The 25,868-nt window shown below is 42.1% G+C and carries 18 protein-coding genes; 9 read left to right on the forward strand and 9 right to left on the reverse strand.

The features are described 5' to 3' along the window. Window positions 1-26: 26 nt before the first annotated feature. Window positions 27-452 (reverse strand): tRNA (adenosine(37)-N6)-threonylcarbamoyltransferase complex ATPase subunit type 1 TsaE, encoded by a 426-nt coding sequence (gene tsaE / locus VL121_RS13755; RefSeq protein ID WP_325406247.1) that lies wholly within the window; start codon window positions 450-452, stop codon window positions 27-29. A gap of 222 nt (window positions 453-674) precedes the next feature. On the opposite strand from tsaE, the gene VL121_RS13760 reads away from it, so the two are divergent. The 3 genes from VL121_RS13760 (at window position 675) to VL121_RS13770 (ending at window position 4,919) form a co-directional block, all read left to right on the forward strand. Next, the gene (locus VL121_RS13760) at window positions 675-1,295 is read left to right on the forward strand and encodes a cation transporter (protein ID WP_325406249.1); all 621 of its coding nucleotides are present in this window, start codon (window positions 675-677) and stop codon (window positions 1,293-1,295) included. Between the two features lie 3 nt (window positions 1,296-1,298). Beyond that, window positions 1,299-2,801, forward strand: coding sequence for a heavy metal translocating P-type ATPase (locus tag VL121_RS13765; protein WP_325406251.1), 1,503 nt, complete (start codon window positions 1,299-1,301; stop codon window positions 2,799-2,801). A gap of 189 nt (window positions 2,802-2,990) precedes the next feature. Then, window positions 2,991-4,919 carry a RecQ family ATP-dependent DNA helicase gene (locus VL121_RS13770; RefSeq protein WP_325406253.1) on the forward strand — a complete coding sequence of 643 codons (1,929 nt, stop codon included), beginning with the start codon at window positions 2,991-2,993 and terminating at the stop codon, window positions 4,917-4,919. A 184-nt stretch (window positions 4,920-5,103) separates the two neighbouring features. Here the strand turns inward: VL121_RS13770 and VL121_RS13775 are convergent, their stop codons facing one another. After that, window positions 5,104-6,654: a helicase HerA-like domain-containing protein gene (locus VL121_RS13775; RefSeq protein ID WP_325406255.1), complete on the reverse strand. Its 1,551-nt coding sequence runs from the start codon at window positions 6,652-6,654 to the stop codon at window positions 5,104-5,106. 54 nt (window positions 6,655-6,708) lie between these two features. Beyond that, entirely contained in the window at window positions 6,709-7,080 is a 372-nt protein-coding gene (locus VL121_RS13780; RefSeq protein WP_325406257.1) for a co-chaperone GroES, read from the reverse strand. Between the two features lie 124 nt (window positions 7,081-7,204). Here VL121_RS13780 and VL121_RS13785 point away from each other — a divergent pair, with 124 nt between their 5' ends. Then, the gene (locus VL121_RS13785; protein WP_152269359.1) at window positions 7,205-7,903 is read left to right on the forward strand and encodes a response regulator transcription factor; all 699 of its coding nucleotides are present in this window, start codon (window positions 7,205-7,207) and stop codon (window positions 7,901-7,903) included. 256 nt (window positions 7,904-8,159) lie between these two features. Here the strand turns inward: VL121_RS13785 and mqnC are convergent, their stop codons facing one another. Further along, a complete protein-coding gene (gene mqnC / locus VL121_RS13790; protein ID WP_325406260.1) occupies window positions 8,160-9,287 on the reverse strand; it encodes a cyclic dehypoxanthinyl futalosine synthase in 1,128 nt (375 codons plus the stop codon). A gap of 151 nt (window positions 9,288-9,438) precedes the next feature. On the opposite strand from mqnC, the gene VL121_RS13795 reads away from it, so the two are divergent. From VL121_RS13795 to VL121_RS13805, 3 genes are all read left to right on the forward strand, one after another. Then, the gene (locus tag VL121_RS13795) at window positions 9,439-10,638 is read left to right on the forward strand and encodes an aspartyl protease family protein (RefSeq protein WP_325406262.1); all 1,200 of its coding nucleotides are present in this window, start codon (window positions 9,439-9,441) and stop codon (window positions 10,636-10,638) included. A gap of 68 nt (window positions 10,639-10,706) precedes the next feature. Then, the gene (locus VL121_RS13800) at window positions 10,707-11,945 is read left to right on the forward strand and encodes a M16 family metallopeptidase (RefSeq protein WP_325406264.1); all 1,239 of its coding nucleotides are present in this window, start codon (window positions 10,707-10,709) and stop codon (window positions 11,943-11,945) included. A gap of 17 nt (window positions 11,946-11,962) precedes the next feature. Beyond that, window positions 11,963-13,243: a M16 family metallopeptidase gene (locus VL121_RS13805; protein WP_325406266.1), complete on the forward strand. Its 1,281-nt coding sequence runs from the start codon at window positions 11,963-11,965 to the stop codon at window positions 13,241-13,243. 115 nt (window positions 13,244-13,358) lie between these two features. On the opposite strand, the gene VL121_RS13810 is transcribed toward VL121_RS13805, so the two are convergent. The 4 genes from VL121_RS13810 to VL121_RS13825 all read right to left on the reverse strand — a co-directional run bounded on the left by VL121_RS13810 (window position 13,359) and on the right by VL121_RS13825 (window position 22,868). Continuing rightward, window positions 13,359-14,729: a SusD/RagB family nutrient-binding outer membrane lipoprotein gene (locus VL121_RS13810; RefSeq protein ID WP_325406268.1), complete on the reverse strand. Its 1,371-nt coding sequence runs from the start codon at window positions 14,727-14,729 to the stop codon at window positions 13,359-13,361. 52 nt (window positions 14,730-14,781) lie between these two features. Beyond that, window positions 14,782-17,868 carry a SusC/RagA family TonB-linked outer membrane protein gene (locus VL121_RS13815; protein WP_325406270.1) on the reverse strand — a complete coding sequence of 1,029 codons (3,087 nt, stop codon included), beginning with the start codon at window positions 17,866-17,868 and terminating at the stop codon, window positions 14,782-14,784. A gap of 258 nt (window positions 17,869-18,126) precedes the next feature. After that, the gene (locus VL121_RS13820) at window positions 18,127-20,466 is read right to left on the reverse strand and encodes an efflux RND transporter permease subunit (RefSeq protein ID WP_325406272.1); all 2,340 of its coding nucleotides are present in this window, start codon (window positions 20,464-20,466) and stop codon (window positions 18,127-18,129) included. Window positions 20,467-20,678: 212 nt separating this feature from the next. Beyond that, window positions 20,679-22,868: a hypothetical protein gene (locus tag VL121_RS13825; protein WP_325406274.1), complete on the reverse strand. Its 2,190-nt coding sequence runs from the start codon at window positions 22,866-22,868 to the stop codon at window positions 20,679-20,681. A gap of 218 nt (window positions 22,869-23,086) precedes the next feature. Between VL121_RS13825 and VL121_RS13830 the strand changes: the two genes are divergently transcribed. Together VL121_RS13830 and VL121_RS13835 are read left to right on the forward strand one after the other, a co-directional pair. Continuing rightward, the gene (locus tag VL121_RS13830) at window positions 23,087-23,767 is read left to right on the forward strand and encodes a response regulator transcription factor (protein WP_325406276.1); all 681 of its coding nucleotides are present in this window, start codon (window positions 23,087-23,089) and stop codon (window positions 23,765-23,767) included. 138 nt (window positions 23,768-23,905) lie between these two features. Continuing rightward, window positions 23,906-24,955, forward strand: a complete 1,050-nt coding sequence (locus VL121_RS13835) for a sensor histidine kinase (protein WP_325406278.1) — start codon at window positions 23,906-23,908, stop codon at window positions 24,953-24,955. A 248-nt stretch (window positions 24,956-25,203) separates the two neighbouring features. Here the strand turns inward: VL121_RS13835 and VL121_RS13840 are convergent, their stop codons facing one another. Next, entirely contained in the window at window positions 25,204-25,827 is a 624-nt protein-coding gene (locus VL121_RS13840; protein WP_325406280.1) for a polysaccharide deacetylase family protein, read from the reverse strand. Window positions 25,828-25,868: the final 41 nt, after the last annotated feature.

Consider the following 25,868-nt stretch of genomic DNA (forward strand, 5'->3'; position numbering starts at 1 on the left):
GTTTGAGCGAACAATTTACAAAAAAATTACCTGCGAAAATCAATTTTCAGTAAACGGGTATTGGTATTTACAGGATGCAGGTAAATATCAATCCTGTTTTCGGGTAAAAGAGAAGGTATTTTCTCCGGCCATTCCACAAAACAAATGTCGCCTGAATACAAACAATCTTCTATACCGGCATTTACAGCTTCTTCTTCATCTTTTAACCGGTAAAGATCAATATGGAACATACGGGCCGGCAATCCCTCTTCCTCATAGGTATATTCATTGATCAGCGAAAAGGTAGGGCTGCTTACATGCCCTGCTATGCCTTTAGCAGCACATAACGCCGCAATAAAAGTAGTTTTACCCGCTCCCATTTCCCCATGAAAGGCAAACACCCTGCCCTGCACCCGCTCCCAGAAGTAGTAAGCGCATTGCTGTATATTTTCTAATGTAACTGTTATCTCCATAATAATATGGCGTATCTGAAAAAGTGAAAAGATGAGGGGTAAGTTGCATAGACATACCTGCATCCTAATACCTGATACCAGAAACCTGGAACCTGCACCCTGAAACCTCCCCGCCTCGCTGTTGCAAAGATATTGGCTGTTTTATGGCTTTACTGATACGGCGTTGCAAAGATATTTGCAATTGTAGTTAATCATCATTATGTTGGTTGGTAATTTTACAGCATGGAAAATATAAGATGGAAAGTGGAAGGCATGGACTGCTCCAATTGTGCGCTCACCATTCGCAAATACCTCGAAAAAGAAGGCGTTCAAAACATCAGGGTAAATTTCGTTGATGGCGATGTGGCATTTGATATAAACGGCAGCAGCTCTGCACAACAGATACAAAAAGGCATTGATGCACTGGGTTATAAGGTAGCCGGCGTTTTGGAAGCGGATGGAGCGGCCATTCCCGTACAAAAAATGAATATTCATTTAAAATATACACTAATTTGTTTGCCTTTTACATTAGTGTTACTGTTGCACATGGCGCACGATTGGCTGGGCTGGCACTGGCTGATGAACCCCTGGATACAGCTCACGCTTTGCCTTCCGGTATATGTAACTGGCATGTCTTACTTTGGTAAAAGCGCGGTTAAAAGTCTTCGTAATGGCATCCCCAATATGAATGTATTAATTGCCTTAGGCGCCACAGCAGCTTTTGTTTACAGCCTTACGGGAACATTAATGAACATGGGTGAAGCGTATCTTTTTTATGAAACCGCCGCCACCATTATTACCCTTGTATTTTTTGTCAACTACTTGGAAAGCACATCCATACAGTCTACACAAAAAGCATTGTAGGGTTTGGCAAAATCACAAAAAACAGTGGCCAACATGATTGCTTTTGATGAGCATCACCAGGAAGTGATTATGCCTGTTGACAACAAAGATCTCCGCTCCGGCGATCTCATCCTGATCAAAAGCGGCGACCTCGTGCCGGCCGACTGCAAAATTCTGTGGGGTCATGCCAGCGTAAATGAATCCATTATTACCGGCGAAAGCCTGCCACTTGAAAAACATCCAAAAGATTTGCTTATTGGGGGCAGTGTACTGGCAGACGGAACAGTGAAAGCCCAGGTTACCGCAGCGGCTGATGATTCGGCGTTAGCTAACATTGTAAACCTGGTAAAACAGGCGCAGGGTGAAAAACCTCCGGTACAACAAATGGCAGACAGGATCAGCGCCATATTTGTGCCTGCAGTAATTGGCATTGCACTGCTTACTTTTATTATTAATTATTTTGTGCTGCAGGATTTTACCGATTCCTTAATGCGCAGTATTGCCGTACTGGTTATTTCGTGCCCCTGTGCACTGGGGCTGGCAACACCCGCCGCCGTGGCGGTAGGGCTGGGGCGTGCGGCCCGCAATGGCGTGCTTTTCCGCAATGCTAAAAGCCTGGAGCTTTTTAAAGATATCCGGCAGGTAGTGTTCGATAAAACGGGAACCCTTACCACAGGTGAATTAACCATTGACCGCTTTCAAACCGTTAATGACAGTATTACTGAAGAAGAATTAAAACGCATTGCATTTTCACTCGAAAAATATTCCGGCCATCCTATTGCAAAAAGTGTAGCCGCCGCATGGAAAACCAAAAACGATATACGCTGGGCCACCATAGAAGAAATTAAAGGACTGGGAATAAAAGCTACCGGTAAAGAAGGAGATGAATATTGGGCAGGATCGTACAAAACAGCATCAGCGCTTACTGCCGATAATACACATAATGTGTATATCATCAAAAATAACGAACTGATAGGATGGATAGATGTAAAGGACGATATACGGCCGGAAGCCAGAAGTGTTGTAAGCTACCTGCACAAAAAAGGGATCACCACGTATCTTTTAAGCGGCGACAGTAAAATTAAATGTGAGCAACTGGCCGCAGCGCTTGGTATTGATAAAGTAATGGCAGAACAAACACCCGAACAAAAACTGGCTGTTATTGAATCGCTTTCCCGGCAGGCGCCAACTGCTATGGTGGGCGATGGTATTAATGATGCGCCGGCGCTTGCAAAAGCAACGATCGGCATTTCGTTGAGCGATGCATCGCAAATTGCTATTCAAACAGCCGATGTGGTGCTTATGAATCATGGGTTAAAAAATCTTCCTTTATCATTGGGCTTAGGTAAGCATACGTTCATTACCATAAAGCAAAATTTGTTCTGGGCATTTTGTTATAACGTTGTGGCCATTCCCGTAGCGGCAGCAGGTTTGCTTAATCCTATGTTTGGCGCACTGGCAATGGGGCTCAGCGATGTGGTGCTGGGTATTAATTCGGGAAGACTGTTTGTGAAAAAGGTGATATGATAATGTGAAAATGGGGTAGTTCGGATTTCAAAATTAAATATTCAGGATTTGTAATTTATAGGGTTCTTGCTTTTTATTTTTTGGTTCTTTGCATTCCTTCGGGTTTCAGCCTTCTAATTTGAGATTTATTTGTTTCTTGTAATTTGGCTTCTTGGTTCTTTAACTGATATTTGCCCTATACATTCATTTTTGGCAGATATACATTCCATATTACAATCCAACTGGGGTTATACCGCTTTCCGCCCGATGCAGGAAAGCATTATACAATCTGTATTAAGCGGAAGGGATACATTAGCCATTATGCCTACCGGCGGAGGTAAATCTATCTGCTTCCAGGTACCCGCCTTAGCTTCAAAAGGTATTTGCCTGGTTATAACGCCATTAATTGCATTGATGAAAGACCAGGTACAAAACCTGAAGGAAAAAGGAATACTGGCACTTAGTATTCATTCGGGAATGCAGTTCGCCGATGTAAAAAAAACGTTGGACAACGCGTTATACGGCAATTATAAATTCCTGTATGTATCGCCTGAACGCCTGGAGACGAATTTTTTTAAAGATTATTTGCCCGCTTTGCCCATTAACCTCATTGCGGTAGATGAAGCGCATTGTATTTCGCAATGGGGTTACGATTTTCGTCCTGCTTACTTAACCATTGCGGCCATCCGCGAAGAAAAACCTGGCGTGCCTGTGCTGGCGCTTACGGCATCGGCAACAAAAACCGTACAGGAAGATATTTGCGATAAACTGCTGTTCAGGAAAAAACAAATATTTCAGCAATCGTATGAAAGACCCAATCTTTCCTACAGCGTGTTTAATACAGATGTAAAAATAAATAAGTTACTCCAGGTTATTCAAAAAGTGCCGGGTAGCGGAATGATATATTGCCGCAGCCGCAAACGTACCAAAGAAATAGCCGCATTATTGCAACTGCATCATATTAGCGCTGATTATTATCACGCCGGTTTATCGCATGATGACAGGAACGAAAAGCAGCAAAACTGGCTGAAGAACAAAACCCGTATTATGGTATGCACCAATGCTTTTGGAATGGGCATAGATAAACCGGATGTAAGAACAGTGGTACATGCAGATATTCCGGATTGCCTGGAAAGTTATTACCAGGAAGCCGGGCGGGCGGGCAGGGATGGTCAAAAATCGTACGCTGTATTATTGTACACAGACCAGGATATTGATGATCTGCAAAAACAGCCTGATATCCGTTTCCCCTCTTTTGAAGCAATTAAACATGTTTACCAGTGTCTTGTAAACTACCTCCAGTTGCCGGCAGGCTCGGGCAAGGATGTTTTTTTTGATTTTGATATGGAGGAGTTTACGAAGCTTTTCAAACTGAATATGCTATCTGCCACTTATGCTATCAAGGCGCTGGAACAGGAAGGCATCATTCAATACAATGAACAGCTTTTTATTCCTTCCACAGTAGTTTTTTGCTGCGGAAAAGAAACCCTTCAACAGGCAGAAAAAGATTATCCTGCGCTAACGCCCTGCATTAAACTCTTACTCCGTTCATACGGAGGCATATTTGACCTCCCGGTGCCGGTAAGTGAAAAGCAAATGGCGAAAAGTTTAAAAAAAGATAATAGCGAAATAAAAAATATCCTGCTGCAACTACAGTCCCGGGGGCTTATTCAATACGAGCCTCAGAAAGATAAACCCCAGCTCCGGTTTTTGAGTAACAGGGTAATAACAGATAACCTTACGATTAATACGGTCAATTATAAAAAAAGAAAAGCCGTTTTAATACAGCAAACGGAAGCTATAAGCCGTTATGCAAAAAACATACAGGATTGCCATGCGCAAATTATAGCCAACTATTTTAATGATCATACCGCAAAGCCATGCGGAATTTGTGATAATTGTATTCAAAAAAAGAAAACGAAGCTTTCTAATGACGTTTTTCTACTATTGCAGGCTGATATTACAAGGGCACTTGGGCAGGGACCTTTAACTATACATGAACTGATGCAGCAACTCCGGATGGCGGATGAGCAAAAAATATGGAAGGTAATTGATCATTTACTGGCTGAAAACTACATAGAGATGAGTGAAGCAGGGTATAGCGGAAAAGTAAGTATAAAAAAAAAAGGGCCAGGATAGAAATCCAGCCCGTTTTTAAAATCCAATATCCTATGAAAAACCGGGTCAAAGATAACAAGGATACTTGTTCCAACAATACCCTTTTAGTGGTATTCACTTAATATTTTCTTCTACTTACCTTTAAGGCTTTTATTAAAAATGGTATATCTTTTTATCTTTTCTTAATGAAGATTTCTTAAAGTGTTCAAAACCAGCTTGTTTTCTTTTTTGAACTGCTCCTTCCTCCTAATCCCAACGCGCCTAATAAACTCCTGGTAATAATAGCAGCGGCCGTTCTCTGCACCTGCCTTGATACAGGATTATCTAAAACCTTTTCAATAACAGAAGGTTCGGGCTTTGAAGCAGGTTTGGTTATGGCTTTTTCAGCGGAATTTTTTTCTGCTTCATCTAATTTGGCGGATAATATTTCATAAGCGCTTTCGCGGTCAACCGGTTGCGCGTATTTTTTTACTAATTTAGACTGGGCTGTTAACGTACCAATCTCCGCATCTGTTAATACATCCATTCTCGACTGAGGCGAGGTAAGTAAAGTATGTACCAGGGGAGTGGGTATTCCCTTTTCATTGAGCATGGTTACCAATGCCTCGCCAATACCCAGCTCCGTTATCAGGTCGTTTACCTTATAATAAGCAGTTTCGGGATAGTTTTCCGCTGCCTGCTTAATAGTTTTTCTGTCGGCGGCAGTAAATGCCCGCAAAGCATGCTGCACTTTTAAACCTAACTGGCTTAAAACGGATGCGGGTACATCCTGCGGGTTTTGCGTACAAAAGAAAATACCCACCCCTTTTGAGCGTATCAGCTTAATAATGGTTTCTATTTGCTGCAGCAAGGCACTTGTTGCCTCCTGGAATACTAAGTGGGCCTCATCAATAAATAATACCAGCTTCGGCTTATCCAAGTCGCCGGCTTCAGGTAAAACCGCATATAGTTCAGCAAGTAGCTGCAGCATAAAAGTGGAAAACAGCTTGGGGCGGTTCTGCATGTCTGTTACCCTAAGAATATTGATGATCCCTCTGCCGTCATCGCTAATACGCATTAAGTCATCCACTTCAAAAGAAGGCTCCCCGAAAAACACATCAGCGCCCTGCTGCTGCAGCTCTATAATCTTCCGCAATACAGTACCCGTGCTGGTAGTAGATATTTTACCATATTGCTTTTCTATATCAGCCTTTCCTTCATCGCTGATATACTGAAGCATTTTAATAAAATCCTTCAGGTCAAGCAAAGGGATTTTCCCGTCATCGCAATATTTAAAGATCAGCGCCACCAGTCCCTGTTGCGTATCGTTTAATCCGAGTATCTTTGAAATTAGAACAGGACCAAACTCACTAACTGTAGCCCGTAACCGAACGCCTTTCTCTTCGCTGAGGCTCATCAGTTCAACCGGAAAAGATGCGGGAACATATTCCAGCGCCATTTTACCGTACCGTTCCTTAATCTTATCATTAAGTACACCCGGTTCCGCTATACCGCTTAAATCGCCCTTAATGTCCATCACCAATACTGGCACGCTGGCGTTGCTTAATCCTTCCGCAATAACCTGCAGCGTTTTGGTTTTCCCTGTTCCTGTAGCGCCTGCTATTAATCCATGTCTGTTCATTGTTTTTAGCGGCAAATGAACAATGGCTTCACTCAGCACTTGCCCATCCAGCATGGCAGCGCCTAATACAAAGCTTTCACCCTTAAAAGTATAACCGGCATTAACGGATGGTATAAATGCGTTTTTATCGGGCATAGTAATAATTTTCAGGAAAGTTAAAGGATTAAGGGAATCCGGCTATAATTATTCCTATATATCTTCTTCTCTTTCCAGCATTAATATAGCGCTTTGCGGAATAATGAAGTACCTTTCATTTTCATACATTACCTCGGTTGCCCCGCTTAATAAAAAAATGGCCAGGTCGCCCTCCCTTGCCTGGAGTGGAATATATTTTACCTGCTCCTCTTCGGTTTTCCAGGGTTCACTTTCAACAGGCATTGGAATTGCATAACCCGGCCCATGTTTAATAACATAGCCCTGCTGCACTTTTTCTTTTTCCTGCACGCCGGGCGGAAGATATAAGCCGCTGGCAGTTTTTTGATCAGATTGCAGGGGTTTTATCAAAAGCCTGTCTCCTATTACAATCAGCTTTTTAAATTTGTTTTCCGGTGTTAACCGCATGATCTTTTATATTTAGCTGCAAAAATAAAGATTCGTATATTTAATACCTTTTAACAAAAGATTATTCGCTTTTTATCATGAAGCGGAAACTAATTATATTTATTTGTCACTAAATGTTTGAATTATGGAAGCACAAAAGCACAAAATATTGTTATGCGAAGATGATCAGAACCTGGGGCTGGTATTGAAAAATTATCTTGAGCTCAACGATTACGATGTAACATTAGAAAGGGATGGACGCCTGGGGTTGGCTGCTTTTCAGCGCGAAAAGTTTGAGCTTTGCCTGCTCGATGTAATGATGCCTAACATGGATGGCTTTAAGCTGGCGGAAGAGATCAGGGACATCAATCCTGACATTCCATTGTTTTTCCTTTCAGCAAAAACAATGAAAGAAGATATTATACAGGGTTATAAATTAGGGGCGGACGACTATATAACCAAGCCTTTTGACAGTGAGGTACTGCTGCTGAAAATTAAAGCCATACTTAAACGCAATGACGACCTGAACAAGGATGCCGCCAATATAGAATTTGATCTGGGCAACTATCATTTCAATCCTAAACTACGGGAGCTCATTATTGCCGGAAAAACACAAACCTTATCGCCCAAAGAAAATGAATTGCTGAAAATGCTGGCAGAATATAAAAATGATTTGCTGCCCAGGGAAATTGCATTAAAGCGCATATGGGGCAGCGATACCTATTTTAACGGAAGAAGCATGGATGTGTATATTGCCAAGCTCAGAAAATACCTTAGGGAAGACCCCAATATTGAAATAGTGAATATACACGGCAATGGTTTCAGGTTAGTAGTGAGTGAATAAGAAGTGGTGAGTACTGAGTGGTGAGTGGTGAGTTCCTGCATGGGAAAAGAAAAAACGCAACCCACAATTAGATTGCCAAATATAAAGGGGCAATGACAAGGCAACCTCCGACTGATATTGACAACCAGTTAAATGAACCGCGTAACGCGTGGGAATAAAATATTTGTGGAAGCTGTAACATCACTGTATATGCTATGGCTTCCAGTCTGCCATCAACTGCAGATGCCACTCACTTCTCACTGCTGACCTTTCACTTTTAATAATCAATCAACTGCTCCTCAATTAATTCAGGTATCTCGCGCCATCCGTATTGCTGGTTCCGCAGTTGTGGTTCAAAGCCCGCTTCCCGTATGGCATCCTGAATGGATTTGTAGGTAAACCGGTGAGGCGCACCCGCAGCGCTAACCACATTTTCTTCTATCATAATGCTGCCAAAATCGTTGGCGCCTGCATGCAAACAAATTTGCGCTGTTTTTTTACCTACCGTAAGCCATGAGGCCTGTATGTTTTTTATATTGGGCAGCATAATACGGGAAAGTGCAATCATGCGTATATATTCCTCTGCAGTAGTAAGGTTATGTACACCACGTATGCGGGTAAGCAAGGTATCCACATCCTGAAAAGTCCACGGAATGAACGCTAAAAACCCTTTCGCGTCTGCAGGTTTCCTGCTTTGCACTTCACGGATCTTTACCAGGTGCTCAAATCTTTCCTGCAGGGTTTCTACATGACCGAACATCATAGTGGCGCTGGTAGTGATATGCAATTTATGCGCTTCATGCATAATATCAAGCCATTCCTGCGCGCCACATTTTCCCTTGCTGATCAGCCTTCTCACCCTGTCTGTTAATATTTCCGCACCGGCGCCCGGTAAAGAATCGAGTCCTGATTCCTTTAATGCTTTCAGCACATCGTGGTGACTCATTTTTTCGAGCTTGCAAATATGTGCCACTTCAGGCGGACCAAGCGCATGCAGCTTAATATCGGGAAATTCCGCTTTTATGGCACGAAAGGTACCGGTATAAAAATCAAGGCCTAATTTGGGATGATGCCCGCCCTGTAGCAGCAGTTGATCGCCTCCGTATTTAATGGTTTCTTTTATTTTTTTGCGGTAGGCAGGCATATCCGTTATATACGCGTCTGCATGACCCGGAATACGGTAAAAATTACAAAATTTACAATTAGCAATACATACGTTAGTGGTATTTACATTGCGGTCTATCTGCCAGGTAACTTTTCCATGAGGAACTTGCAGCTTGCGCATTTCATCGGCCGTATACATGAGTTCCGTTAACGCAGCGTTCTCATGCAAAAACATTCCCTCTTCTACTGTAAGGAACCCGAATTGCAGCGCTTTTTGTAAAACATCTCCAACATTCATCATAGTTTATAGCTTCTTCACGTAAAAAATGAGCATAGCACTGTAATGCATAGTCTTAACAGGCATACCAGCCTGTATTTGCAAAAGTAATAAGATTATGTATGATGAACGGGCGGATTTTCTATACAAAAAGAATTAAATTTATGAACTACATATGAAAAAAATAATTGCCTGTTTTTTATTTGTTATCGTTCTGCTATCCTGCACGTTACCTATTGCCAGCCAGGGATCCTTTTCAGGTGAACCTGCAAAGCTCATCACTCAATTCAAATTTCAGCAGTTTAGCGGCGGTGTGGTCATCATCCAGGCCCGCGTAAATCATTATCCCGATACGTTGAATTTTATATTAGACACAGGAAGTGGCGGCATCTCGCTTGATTCCGCTACCGTAAGCGCATTATCCATACCCACGCAGCCATCAGAAAGAACCATACGCGGCATAGCGGGTATACGCAAAGTGAATTTTTTATACAATGCCACTCTTCATTTACCCGGATTATCATTAGACAGTCTTAATTTTCATGTAAATGACTATGAAATTCTTTCCAGTGTATACGGTTTTAAAATAGATGGTATAATAGGATACAGTTTTTTCAGCCGGTTTATTGTTCATCTTGATTATGATAACCTGCTCCTGTCGGTATATTCGCAGGGAGATTTTAAATACCAGCGTGGCGGCTACATTTTAAAGCCTTTGCTCACTTCTATCCCTATTATGCATGCAGATTTCAGAGATGACAGGCGGTTTAATTCGAGATTTTATTTTGATTCCGGGGCAGGATTGTGCTTTTTGCTTTCCGATAGCTTTAGCAGGGACAGCGCTGTACTCAATCCAAACAAGACGCCTGTGCTTACACAGGCAGAAGGCCTCGGCGGTAAAATGGAGATGCGCTTAACCACGGTAAAGGAAGTGCGGATAGGTCCTTATCGTTTTCGTAACGTGCCTACCTATATTTTTGAAGATATCTATAACATTACGGCTTATCCCTACCTGGCAGGCCTGGTAGGAAATGATTTGCTGCGGCGCTTTAATGTAACGCTTAACTATGCCAGGCGCGAAATACATCTTATCCCTAATTCACATTACCGTTCTCCCTTCGATTACGCATACACGGGTTTAGGTATTTATGTTGTTGAGGGCAAAATACAGGTGGAAGATGTAATAACCGGCTCACCCGGAGAGGAAGCAGGATTTAAAACCGGCGACATTTTAGTAAGCGTGGGCAATAACCTTTCCAATAATATTCAAGCGTATAAAAACCTGCTGCAGGTGCCCGGTCAAAAAATAAAAATTATTGTAAACCGCAGCGACAGTCTTGTTGTGCTTACGCTGAAACCTGCCAGCATTCTCTGATTTAAAACCATTTTCCATATATTCCTCCTAATTTTGCAATCCTTTCTAAGCTACAGGAATTTTTAACTATGATACAATTTGAACAGTTTGTTCTGCAAAACGGATTAAGGGTTGTGGTGCATGAAGATCACGCCACACCTATGGCAGTAGTAAATGTAATGTATGATGTTGGGGCAAGGGATGAGGATCCTGCAAAAACAGGATTTGCGCATTTGTTTGAACACCTGATGTTTGGCGGCTCTGTGAATATACCATCGTATGACGAACCACTGCAGCGTGCCGGAGGAGAGAATAACGCATATACCACCAACGATCTTACCAATTATTACTGCCAGTTGCCCGCAGAAAATATTGAAACCGCTTTTTGGTTAGAAAGCGACAGGATGCTGAGCCTGGCCTTTGGCGAAAAAAGCTTAGAAACACAACGCAAAGTAGTAAGCGAAGAATTTAAAGAGCATTACCTCAATAAGCCCTATGGCGATGTATGGCATAAAATGCGCAGTCTTGCCTATAAAAAGCATCCTTATAGCTGGATGACCATTGGAGCGGAGCTTAGCCATATTGAAAACGCAACGCTGGATGATGTTAAGCGCTTTTTCTTTAAGCACTACCGCCCGGCAAATGCCATACTTACGGTAGCGGGGCATGTTACCACTGAACAGGTAAAACAACTCGCAGAAAAATGGTTCGGTGATATTCCTTCCGGGGAAAAATACATCCGTCATCTTCCGCAGGAGCCCGAACAAACCGCTCCGCGCAAATTAGAAGTTCACGCTAATGTGCCTGTAGACGCATTTTATAAATGCTGGCATATTTGCTCACGCACAGACCATAGATATTATGCAACGGACCTGCTTACAGAAATATTGAGCGGCGGCGGATCCTCACGGCTGTTTCAATCGCTGGTAAAAGAAAAACAGTTGTTCAGTAATATTGGCTGTTATCATTTTGGAAGCATAGACGCCGGGCTGGCAGCCATTGAAGGCAAATTAGTGAAGGGAGTGAAAATGGAAGAGGCAGAAGCGGCCGTAGAGGCGGAACTCCAAAAAATAAAAGATACCCCTGTTGAAGAAAAAGAATTACAGAAAGTAAAAAATAAAACGGAAAGCCTGATTGCTTTTGAAGACATGAGTTTGATGAACAGGGCAGGCAGCCTTTCTTTTTACGCCCTGCTGGGTAATACCAACATGATCAATGAAGAGTTAGACAGGTACCGGCTGGTTACCGCCGCAGAGCTGCAGCGGGAAGCGGTGCTAACGTTTGACCCCAATAACAGTAGTACCATGTATTACTTCGGTAATCATTAAAACAGAAAGCTTTTAGTATGGTGAACAGACAATTGGTACCGGCAATTAAAGACGCAATAGACTATACGCTTGAATTAAAGCCTTTCCGGAAATTTATTTTAAACAACGGTGTGGCTGTATATGCCATTGATGCGGGTGCCGAAGAGGTAGTACAATTAGAGCTGGTTTTTAAAGCAGGTAACTGGTATGAACCTAACAACCTGGTTGCTTCCACTACCAATCACATGCTCAAGAACGGCACTTCCGGCAGGAACGCGTTCGGCATTAACGAGCACTTTGAGTATTACGGCTCCTACCTTAACCGGGCCTGTTATAATGAAACCGCTATCCTTAGCCTGCACAGTTTAACCAAACACCTGCATGAGCTATTGCCTGTTATACAGGAACTGATCACCGATTCTGCTATGCCTGAAACGGAACTGGATATTTACAGGCAAAACATGAAACAAAAACTTGAGGTAAACCTTAAGAAATGCGACTTTGTATCTAACCGGTTAATTGATGAGTATTTGTTCGGTATTAATCATCCCTATGGCAAATACAGCTCTGCCACAGCATATGACGCGCTGGAGCCGGAACAACTCCGCCGGTTTTTTGATCAGTATTATGTAAACGGGCACTGCACTATATTTGTTGCCGGCCAACTGCCACATAATATTGAATGGCTATTGAATGAAAGTTTCGGAAGCTTACCGTTAAACAAAGCGCAGTTACCGCATATCACCCACCCTGCAGAAGCCGCTGCAGAAAAAAAATACCGGATCATTAATGATAAGGAAGGCATCCAGGGCGCCATTCGTATAGCCAGTCATTTCCCCGGCAGGCATGACCCGCATTTTACCAAAGCGCAGGTACTGAATACGCTGTTTGGCGGTTATTTCGGTTCGAGGCTCATGAGCAATATAAGAGAAGATAAAGGGTATACCTACGGCATACACAGCTATATACAAAACCACATGCAGCAAACAGCCTGGATGATCAGTGCCGAAGCCGGCAAAGAAGTTTGTGAAGCCACCATTAGCGAAGTGTATAAAGAAATGCAGGTATTGCGTGAAAAAACAGTGCCGGAGGAAGAATTGCTGCTGGTAAAGAATTATCTCATCGGAACTATACTGGGCGATCTTGACGGCCCATTCCATATTATAGGCAGATGGAAGAACATTATACTGAATGAGCTGGACGAAGATTATTTTTATACATCTGTTGCCGATATTAAAAGCGTTACGGCTAAAGAGATACAGGAATTAGCCAACCAATACCTCCACCCGGACAGGTTTTATGAACTGGTGGTAGTGTAGCAAAACTTTGGATATATTAATATTAAAAAAAGACCGTTTTGCAACGGTCTTTTTTTAATATTAAATGAGCTTTAAGTGCAGGTAAGGCGTTCTGCTATATGTATGTATATAGCAATTATTGCGCCCACCACACAGGATCTGTAATAGCAGGTGTAGGCGCATTGGTATTAGTCGTACGTTCTGTCAATGGAGTAGGAAATCTCTTTGGAATAATATGGCCGCTTGTTGCCCCTAACGGATTAGGTGTTAAATTAGGATACCCTGTTCTCCTGTAATCAGTATATACCTCAACCTGCCCGAACATAGCCAGCCATTTTTCGTACATAACCCTGCTTACAGTGGTATTTGCAGTTGTATAAGTGGCGATGGAAGAACCATCATATGCTCCGGCGGTTACTTTTTTACAAGACGCTTTAATAGCATCATTTAAAACATCAGCAGCATTGGCGCTTCCCTGGCGGGCCAATACTTCCGCTTTAATAAAAAGCGCTTCAAAATAGGTAACAAGCGGAGTTGGTGTATTTGCTCCTGCTGCAAGGTAAGAACCCCAGTAAGAAACATCTACTTCCGGTACCGCTACCGGGCTGCCTACAACGGTATTACCAAACCCGGAAGAATCAAAATAATAAAAAATACGTGTATCAGCAGGACGCAATAACAAGGAATCTACAAAAGGGGCAGAAGCGGTGACATACGCTCTTTCATTTAAGAAATCGTACCATTGGTTATGGTCATTATCTCCATCGCCATGCTTACCCATACAATCATCATCCTGGCTGGCGATACCTTTCGATAAAGCATCCAAAATATCTGTTGGATTATAGTCGCTTTTATTGGAAAGCCTGTTTAAATAACGGGCCTTTAGCGTCCACGCGGTTTTAGACCACAGTTCAACATCTCCTCCAAAAATAATATCGTCAGCCCCCGGCAAAAAAGCATTCTGATCAGCCGCTGATGCAAGGTCAGTAATCCCTTCTGATAACAAGGTTTGAATACCTGCCAACACACTTTCCTGTGAATCATATTTGGGAAACTTTATTCCCGCAACCGCTTCAGTATAAGGAATGTCTCCCCATAAGTCGGTAAGCAGTCCCCAGTTCATGGCCATCACTATTTTGGTTATCCCCCGGTAACGGGGATTCTCATCTCCCCCTGAAATCGCTAATAACTGATCGCCTGAATTTATAGCCTGGTATATTTGCGACCATTGATTATCGAATGAATTTTCTGAAAGGGTATACCCATTCACTTGCGTTGCCTGCCCCTCTACACCAACGCCATGTTGAACTAACATACCTGCGGTACGGGCAAGGTCGCCTTCATAACTGTTTATAGTGGAAACTTCTAAAGCTGCCAATAAGGTTGGAAGCGTTGCGGAAGTTGGGTCGTTAGGGCTAACAAAATATTTATCATCTTTTTTACAGCCAATAAGCAAAATAAACAAGATACTTATTAAGCTTATTCCCTTTATTTCAGCGTATTTCATTTTATTAAATTTTAAATTGATAGATAAGCAAAGAGGCGGGATATTTAAGAAATTATAACCCCACTTTCAGCGTAACTCCATAATTTTTTACTCCGGGGTTATTAAAATAATCCCATCCGCCAAGGTTCGATCCGCCACCGGTAAGGCTCGTTTCAGGATCAACACCCGTATATTTTGTATTTAGCCAGAGATTTCTTCCGGTAAAAGCGATATCTAAATAATTAATTACGCTGGATGCTTTGGTAAAATTAAACCTATACCCAAGGCTTACGGTCCTTAAACGAAACCATGATCCATCCTGGATGGCATTTTCAGCCGCATAGTTACCTCCATCACCCTTAAAGGTTTGGAAATAATAAACAGCGGAAACAGGACTCGTATTTTTTTCTCCGGGTTTTGCGGTACCGTCCGCATACACGCCATCTATCACATATTCCTGCTCGCGATTTACAGATTCATCAGTTACTCCAATCCTTTGTAAACGCGCCCATGTGCCATTCCATATTTTACCTCCGCGGCGAATGTCAAAAAGAACGGATAAAGCAACTCCTCTAAAGTTTAGATTGCTTGAAATGCCCATCAGCCAGTCGGGGTTAGGGTTTCCGATACCAACCTGCACTTCTTTTTTTACCGCTCTTCCATCATCAAGCACCAAAATCTTTCCCTCCGCATTACGCTCCCAGGCTGAACCATAAAATACACCATATGGCTGGCCTACAATAGCATACGCGCCAATTTCACTAAAACCGCTTTCCACGGGAATTTCTGTTACACCGTCTGCCAGGGATAATACTTTAGACATATTTTTACTCCAGTTGCCACCAATGCTCCACTGCACATTTTTTCCTTTTACTACATCAAATCCCCATGCAAGCTCATACCCCTTATTTTCCACTTCGCCGGAGTTAGCAATTTCATACTGGTACCCGGTGCTGGGTGCAACAGGCTTGGTAAGTATATTGTCTTTGGAAATTTGGTTATAATATGTTGCTTCTATAAAAACCCTGTTTTTTAAAAGGCGGAGTTCTAATCCAATCTCTTTTCCGGTTACATGCGCCGGAATTAATCCTCCCGGATATTGAACATTGGAGGGTGCAAAACCGCCTTGTCCCAGGTAAGGAAAAGAGTTCCCGTTTGTAGCCCCATCAGTTATAAACGGTTTTATAAAATAAGTTAGCTTACTGTATGTATAAGGGTCAGGACCCGTTCCGGCATCAGAATAGGCCATTCTTAACTTGCCATAACTTAGGATATCATTAGCAGGAATATGCTCTGAAAATATCCATGCCAGGTCAACTTTTGGATAAAATACAGAAGTTCCTCCCCTGCCGAATGCTGTTGTCCAGTCATTTCTTCCCGCAACAGTCAGGTTAAGAAAAGCATTATAGTTAAAACCAATTTCTCCATATAAGCCATTGGTTTGTTCATATATTTCGGTATTGCTGCCATACAGGTTTGCCGTATTCCCCAGGTTATATAAGTTAGGAACCAGAAACTGGCTTCCCCTTTGAAAGTAGAATTTACTTTGGTTATCCCAAAGGTTGTAACCACCTAAAATATTAACTTCTAAATTTTTGGTTATAAATGTTTTATATTTCACATTTAGGTTAGAAGATATTTGCCGGTTAGCATTATTGGATAAGTTAAGCTGGCCTGTTCCATCGGCAGCGTCATTTCCCGTAGAAGACAAATCGTATATCTGTTTTGAATCGGTATTATAATAGTCAACCCCCACTCTCCAGTCAATGCTTAAATCCTTTAAAACTGAAATAGTAGTATAGACGTTTCCATATAATCTATTTGTATTATCTGTATATGGATTTCTATATGCGGTGAATTTTGGGTTGTCATAAACAGAATAATATTGCGTTTGCCTTCCTGTTAAGGGATCAATGTAGTCATCAACATTATAGTTAATAGGTGTACGAAGCAATGTTAGCATAACCCCGCCGGTTGTACTTCCGTTTTGAACCCTTCTGCCATCCGAATTAACATAATTGGCGGAAGCGCCCACCGTTAGCCAGTTTTTCAATTTGGTTTCTCCAGAAAAGGAAATATTTGTGCGGTTGAATTTTGAATTGGGTATAATCCCTTTGTTTTGGGAATTACCAATGCCAAGACGAAAAATGGAAGTTTCACTCCCTCCGTCTATTGCTATATTATTGGTATAATTGGTTCCGGTTTGAAAGAACTGCCCGTATTTATCATCATAAATGGGTAATCCCGCGTTTTCTTTTTTGGGTCCCCAACTATTGGGTGTCCCACTACTATAAACGCCACCATTGCCCTGAACATACTCCTTCTGGTATTCGGGCAGCTTATTAACTTTAGACAGTTCAACACTTGAACTTGCCGTAATACCAAGTTTTCTGCCCGTTCCATACCGTCCCTTTTTTGTGGTGATAATGATAGCTCCGTTACCTCCCCGTGCGCCGTATAAGGAAGCGGCTGCCGGTCCCTTTAAAACAGATATTGATTCTATATCGGCAGGATTAATATCAATACCACGATTGGATTCGTTTACGCCCGAAAGATTAACGTTAAAAGGATAATCCGCGCCAATGGGCTGCGAGGTAGAGTTATCTACGGGTATTCCATCAACAACCATTAAAGGAGAATTATTCCCCGTAAATGTAGAGTTGCCTCTTAATAATATTTTAGAAGAAGCGCCCGGAGTGCCGCCACTGCTTGTTATTTGCGCGCCCGGAACCTTCGCTGCTAAAGCTTCTATTACATTCGTTTCTTTCGATTTTTCAATATCATCGCCACTAACTTCTGTTATAGAATACCCTAATCTCTTTTTTTCTTTCCTGATTCCTAAAGCGGTAACCACCACTTCCTGCAGGGCGGAAGCCGCTTTTAAGCTAACCGTTATGTTAGTCTGATTTCCAACCGCCACTTCCTGTTCCTCAAAACCCACGGCGCTTATGGATAGTATTGCTTTAGCGGGTACCGTAATACTGAAATTGCCACTTTGATCTGCTGCAACCCCGGTGCTGGTTCCTTTTACTGTTATAGTAGCAAAGGGAACCGGGCCGCCACTTTCATCGGTAACGCGGCCGGTTACCGTTTTTGTTTGAGACCACGCTATTACCGAAAATAGCAATAGCACAGTAAGCAGTGATAAATTTTTTCTCATGTTTTTTTGTTTTAAATGAAGCTGTAAAGATACAGAGAATTGAGAAAATAAAATTTTTGTTAAATTTTCAAAATTTAATACTGTATACACTTTCAGACAACAATCCATAAGGTTTTGCTGCTTTTAAGCCGTTATGCTGCTCCCGGCCAAAGAACGTTAATCCGGCGGGGTGGCCATTAAAAACACTGCCTCCATTTACACTTAATTTAAATGATCCGCAGCAATGCTATTCAGCCCAACCGGGTTCCTTTGGGAAACTTACATAGATTTTGCCTGCTTTGGCCGATGTAAAATAGCCAGCAACACGGGCAGTAGTACCAGGTTGGTTACCGTAGCAGAAAGGAGCGTAAGCGATGTAAGCCACCCGAGCGCTTTGGTGCCGCCGAAGCCACTGAAAATAAAAATACTGAAACCTGCAATTAATACCAGGGAAGTATAAATAATACTGATACCTGTATGGCGGATGGTTTGCAGGATAGTAGGTTTTACCATATTATGGTTTGCCGGCAGTTCCTGCCTGTAGTTTACCAAAAAGCGAATGGTTACATCTATGGCAATACCCAAAGCAATACCGAATATTAAAACCGTTGATGGCTTAAGCGGAACACCCACCCATCCCATAATACCGGCAGTAAGCATAAGCGGAACAATATTGGGGATGAGGGAGCAAATCAATATTCTTACCGATTTAAAAAGATAAAGCATGCACAGGGAAATGAGCAGAAAGGCCCACATAATACTTTCCTGTAAACCGCTGATGATAAAACGGCTTCCTTCTAAAAATGTAACGCTGGTACCGGTAAACTCTACATTGTATTTTGTTGAATCAAAAAGCTCATCCGATCTTCTTTTGATATCGGCCAGTATGGGCGGCAGCTTTTTGCTCCCTACATCGGCCATATTAACACTAATACGGGTTTTTTGCCGGGTACTGTCCATAAAAGCGTTCATGAGCTGCTGAAATGTATTGCCGGCATTATCACTTCCTTTATTCACTTTCAGGTAGTCATTTACAAATGCACCGTCAAAAGCATTGGGCAATGCATAATTGGCGCTGTCGCCGTCATAAAACCCCTGCTTTGCAAATTTCAACCCTTCAACAAGCGATAAAGGCCGGGCCATTTCGGGCTTGGCAGCAATGTACCGGGAGAGCGAATCTATTTTCTGAAAAATATCCAGCGCCTTCATACCCACAAAGCCGTATTTCTTTTTTGTATCCACAATAATCTCTAAGGGCATAATGCCTTTGAAATGCTTTTCAAAGAATTTCAGGTCAGTATAAATTCTATCGGTTTGGGGTATGTCATCAACCATATGCCCCACCGATACCAGCCGGAACATCCCTGAAATGGAAAACACAATAATCAAACCGGTAACTATATAAATTATTTTGGTATGATTGAATACCCAGCTTTCTACACGGGTAAGCACCTCGTCCAGCCACCTGGTTTCCAAATACTGTATATGCCTGGTTTTGGGTGCAGGTAAATAACTTAACACAGCGGGAATAGCAGCCAGCGAAATAAAAAATATAGCCATTATGCTAATGCCGGCAACCATACCAAACTCCTTTAGTATAGCACTTTTGGTTAAAGCAAATACAGCAAACCCGATAGCGGCAGAAATGTTACAAAACAAAGTTACAATACCCATGCGGCTTACCATTTCCACTAATGCCCTGTGCTTCTCCCCCGTATGAAGCCATGCCGTATGATACTTATTGAGAAAGTAAATACAATTGGGGATACCAATAACCACAACAAGCGGAGGTATTAATGCCGTAAGCAGGCTAATATTATATCCAAAAAGATGCATGATACCCATACTCCATATTACACCTGCTATTACTACCCCCAATGAAAGCACCGTAGCGCTCACCGACCTGAAAAACAACAGGAGAATTACAGCAGAAATTAAAACGGATCCAACCAGGAACCAGCGCATTTCCTTTTCCACCTTAATGGCCATGTTGGTGCGAATAAGTGGCAGTCCGCTGATATGTATATCAATGTTATGTTTTTCGCCAAAATGGTAAGCCAGGGATTCTATTTGTGCAATTACTTTTTCCCTTGCTTTGGACCCCAGCACATCTTTATTGATACGTACACCTATAAGATAGGCCTTTGTTTCAGGGTTATACAGCAATCCTTTATAAAAAGGGAGGGAATAAAAAACGTCAACAGCACTATCCAGGTTGTGCTGGGATAATACCTGCCGAGGGAATACCGGTTGCACATCTAATTTTAGGGTACTGTCATTTTTAACGAGGTTAACCGCCCCGGCCACACTCAGCACACCCTCCACTTTATCTACCGCTTTTAATGCCTTATACAACCCGGTGTAATCATTAAACACTTTTTTTTCAAATAAGCTATCCGTTTTGCAGCCAATAACCAGCATATTCCCGTCATCGCCAAACTGTTTTTTAAAAGCCAGGTATTGTTTATACAGCGGGTTATCAACAGGAATGGTTCTCACAAATTCGTAACTGATTTGCACCTTCAAAGCATGATAGAGCATAAAAGCAGTACTGCCAAATAGTACAACTAACAGCGCCAGGCGATAACGCAATACAAATTTCCCGAGCTTTTGCCACATAATGTTGCTGTTGAATTTTACGAAAATGCAAAGAAACTTATTTTTTGGGGGGATGGCTGATTTTTTAAAATGGAGGTGTCAGGTGCGTAAATACTAACAACAGGATGAATACGCTCTCTTTTGACCGCTCACCGCACTCTTGGTCTTTAGGTTCGAATTTTGACCTTTCTGCTTCGGATTTGAATTTATCGTATTATTTGCTTTCTTCACCCTCACTCTATATTACCCATTTGCTTTGTATAGGCCTTAATGAATAACGCACCCAGGTTTTTATAAGGCGGTATATAATTATCAAACCTTTCTTTAGCATCGCCTGTTGGAAACTGGGCGGCCAGGTCTTTCCATATAGGCAGCCATTCAACGTCTTTCCCTTCTTTCAGATTGTCATTGATGGCTTTAAGAATGGGTTCATTGATAACTCTTGTACCCACTTCCTTTGAAGAAATAATATGCGCATCGGGGCATGTTTTCAACACATCGTCTAAGTTGTGAAATCCGCCGCAGGAGCCTAATATAACTATTTTAGAGGAGGGAGGAAGGTTCCGGATAGTAGACCCCACCCAGTAACTGTGTCCCCTGTGTATGGTTATACCGGGTTCAAGATTATTTTTTTCGAGGTACTGGCGCAGGTGCGTTTGAGCTATAGAGTCTAATCCCTTTTCATAATCTAATGGTAAATTAGCATAAATAAAAACCGGTTTCCCCCTGGTTGATTTTATTTCCACCCATTCGGCATTACGCTTCACTTTCCAGTCGGCGCCCGTAAACATCGTCATAAAATTGGTATAGGATTCTTTCCCATCCTGGTCTCCATAAAAGAAAACCTGTTGTACAATCCGGCCGCTATCATCTAAAAGATCTTTATAGCTCACACGGTATACAGGCGGTATATTGAGTTTCGCGGAAACATCAATCGTACTATCCTGTGATGACTGGAAAATAATTTGTAAAATATCATATATGGCGATAGCCCTTTTTTCGTGTTTGCGCTGAGCCTGTAACAGGTTCTTTTCAATTTCCTGGTCTATCAGCTTTTTTACCAATGGGTTTTTTATACTCCCGTACGAATCCGCCACATCCACCGCGTCTTCAAGGGTTCCGCTTTTTTCGAGCCCTCTCACAAAAGCCATCATTAAACGCTGCGAATTACTGTCTGGCATGGTTTGCAAAAATTCATCCAGTTTATTATACCCGGCAGCCAGCCTGATGAATTTCTTAAAACGGTCAAACCTGACGCTCATCAGTAAGCTATCTCCTGAAGGAACAGCCATACGTTGCATCATGCGGTTAAATACGCCTTTATAGCTCGATGTATACATGACATCCTCTCCCAAAACAATCAGGTAATATAATTCCTGCGGGGTAAGCGGATCGGTAATTTTAAACCTGGCATTGTCCGGCAGATCGTGCAGGGCGTTAACCTGGTCTATAAATACATTTTTAGCCCGGTCCTGCAGCTTAAATAATAATTTATCGTAAGCCAGCGGCGTATCTTTTTTGATGAGCCTTTCTGCATAACCAACCTGCGTTTTCACCAGCAAACGGTAATACAGCAGGTTATCATCCATAGCATGAAATATATCGGGCATGGTTAAGCGCCCGTGTACAATTTCATCAAGAAAAGGATAATACTGCTGGCCGCTTTTACTGCTGGCAATGGCCACTATAGCCCTAACAAGCGAATCATTATTTCTCCTGATCAGGCGGCCTGCCTGGGTACGCGTGGCCGCGGCGTAATCGTATAGCTGATTGGGGTTCCGGTAGGCCGCCGCCTTTACAAGACTATCTGCAAAAGGAACGTGGTAATACTGCTCCAGCATGGCAAGCGTTTTATCAGGATATTTCTGGCAGAATTTCCTGAACAAAATGATCCTGGACGCCTCAAACCCCTGGTTCTCATACATGGCGCTTCCGCTGCCGTTAATATTGATATTGCCCACTTCATAGGAAGCATTTTGTACAATAGAGCGAATATCCTGGTTTTTAATATCCGCTGCCATCAGGGCTTTATAGTTTTCTATCAATTCCTCCGCAAGTGCCGCATGGAAGGTTCTGGTACGCCAGCCGGTATTGAATCCCCGGAGAAGATTTTCCAGTCCGCTCAGGTATTTCACTTTTAGCCTGTGATCAATCCGGGTACCCGATTCTATGGAATCTTTTAAAATATCTACTTCTTTTATTAATGCATGCGTAACCAATGCATTAACAGCCTTGTTTGCAGAGGCATTAACCCATTCGCCGTTTCCGCCGTTAAAATGAAGGGCAAGTTGCTGCTCTTTTTCAATATTTTCATGATAGCGAATCCGGGCTATATTTACTTTCTTTTTTAAAGTATCAAGATGGGCGGTTGCCGCTCCGGCAAAAAGAAACAGTAATAGAAGTGTAAATATCGTTTTATACATAGTATGTTGAACTGCTGCAAAATTAAGGATAATAGCTGAAGGAGGTTACTGCCTGGTTCATAACGGAAGGTATGTATTTAAGCTAACCAATAGCTCTACCACCTAACGTTAACCGGGAGAATTTAGTGCCAAAACCGGAAAATGGATTAACAATTTCATAATCCGGGCTATTAGGTGCGTATACCCGCCGGGATTATTTTTGCGTAAACATATTGTTAATGGATCAGAAAGGGAAAAAAATACTGATAGCTGATGACGAGCCGGATATCCTGGAAATTATCAGTTATAACCTGAGAAGGGAGGGGTACGAAACACTTACGGCAAAGGACGGAGAGGAGGCGCTACACAAGACAAAGCTTTTTAAACCCGATTTGATTGTGCTGGATGTGATGATGCCTAATAAGAACGGCATGGAAGTTTGTAAAACACTACGTGCATTGCCCGCCTACCACGATACGCTTATTGTATTTCTTACCGCCTTAAATGATGAACTATCACATGTCAGGGGACTGGAATATGGCGCAGACGACTATATAAGCAAACCGGTAAGCCCCAAGATATTAGTTTCCAAAGTAAACGCCCTGTTCAGGAGAATACAGCAGCCTGAAAATAATAAGATTTTGCAGGCAGGAAATATTACGATTGATCCCCAGAAATTTATTGTGCTGGTTGATGACAGGGAGGTTATATTAGCCAAAAAAGAATTTGAACTGCTTCACCTGCTGGCCACTAAACCAGGGAGGGTATTCCTCCGCAACGAAATTTTAAGCCAGATATGGGGAACCGAAGTAATTGTAGGCGACAGAACAATTGATGTACATATCAGAAAAATACGCCAGAAGCTCGGCATAGATTGCATCATTACCGTAAAGGGAGTAGGGTATAAGATTATAATATAAAAACTACTCAAGCCCTTAACCCGCACCATGTTATGTATTATTTTTTGCCGGCTGTATATAATTAGGTATATTAAAGCAACGCCTCCAAAATAAAGCGGAGGAATAATATTGCCCGAATACTAATCATAACTTTACGGTATGCTCACTACAAAAAATATATCGCCCGGTCAGTTGGCGGGTTTTACGGCTTTCTTTATCGCGCTTCCGGTTGCCGCCGGCATATTTTTTCTGAAGCCCTTATGGTGGGTGTTTTTTTTGGCTTTTGGTATAGTGATGCTTGGAAGCTACCTGCTCATATTGTATACGCTTCAACGATTTATTTACCGCAAAATAAAGCTCATCTATAAATTCATTTACCAAACAAAAGCCAGCAAAAGAGAGGAGTTCTATTACAAAAGCCTGCTTCCGCAAAAAAGCATGGATGAAGTAAGCGCAGATGTAGAAAAATGGGCGGAGCAAAAGAAAAAAGAAATAGAAGTGTTAAAAGCAAATGAGGCTTTCCGCAAAGAGTTTTTACAAAATTTTTCGCACGAGTTAAAAACGCCCATTTTTGCCATACAGGGATATATAGAAACCTTATTGGGCGGAGCGATCGAAAATCCGGAGGTAAGTACAAAATTTCTGAATAACGCTTCCAAAAATACCACCCGCTTAGTAAACATGCTGAGCGACCTGGACGCCATTACAAGGCTGGAAAGTGGTGAACAAATATTGTATAAAGAAAATTTTGTAGTACAGGATCTTATACGCGAGGTTTTTGACTCCCTTTCATTGCTGGCAGCTAAAAGAGATATAAAACTGGCCATAAAGAAAGGCTGCGAAACACCTATTACTGTTTTTGCCGATAAAGAAAAAATAAGGCAGGTGCTTATTAATCTTACAGACAATGCCATAAAATACGGCAAGTTCAACGGTAATGTAACCGCCAGTGCATATATAACAGATGAAAAGCATGTGCTGGTAGAAGTGAGCGATGATGGCATTGGAATTGGCGAAGAGCATATTCCGCGTATATCTGAAAGATTTTACCGGACCGATGCGGCCAGGAGCAGAAAAGAAGGAGGCAGCGGGCTGGGACTTGCTATTTGTAAACACATTATTGAAGCGCATGGCCAAAGCATCCATATCCGGAGCAAATTAGATGTGGGTACCACATTTGGATTTATATTGAACGCGAGAAAAGAGTAAGAACGGGAAGGAAAATAAAATCAGGTAAAATGTCCATGTGAAACTACGTACGTTACCGTAAAAATACGGCGCAAAGGCTTGACAGGCCTCATTTTAAACATGAAAATTCTTGCAAAAATCAAAAAAAATTGTAATTTAGTCCTAGTTTTCATAGGGTACGGATTAAAAACGGGCCAGGGTTTCCACCCAGGCCCAATTTATTAATATGTTTTTTTTCTACATTTATTCTTTATGTGAAAACAAGGTTTTTACAAATTAATTTTCTCAAACCTGTATCCCCGCTCTGAAAAATGCATTAACACTTTCGGCAATGCATAGGCTATGTTGCGCCACGCTTTTTCACTGTCGTGAAACACAACAATACTGCCCGGCTTAGCGCCAAGCATTACATTTTTTAAACAGGTTTCCGGCGTAACCTTCGCATCAAAATCAGCGCTCAGCACCGACCACATTATTACTTTCATTTTAAAAGCATCCGTAAGATGCCTGACTTGCCATTTGGTTATCTTTCCATAGGGCGGCCTGAATAAACCGGAATCAATATATTCCCTTGCGGCGGCAATGTCTTTTAAATAGGCTGTATCATTAGCCTTCCACCCGTTCATATGATGGAAAGTATGGTTGCCTGTACGATGTCCTTCATGTACAATACGGCGGTATATATCGCTATGCCGGGCTACGTTTTTGCCAATGCAAAAAAAAGTGGCTTTTGCATCATGCCTCTTTAATTCATCCAGTACAAAAGGCGTAGCCTGCAGATGGGGTCCATCATCAAAAGTAAGATAGATCACCTTTTCATCAGTCTCCATTTCCCATATACATGCCGGGTATAGCTTTTTTAACCACCACGGTGGCTGTATAAAATAAAACATTACTTATTTTTATTTGCTTCTTTTCATGATAAATAGTTTAA

The organism is Agriterribacter sp. (assembly GCF_035497235.1).
Lineage (GTDB): Bacteria > Bacteroidota > Bacteroidia > Chitinophagales > Chitinophagaceae > Agriterribacter.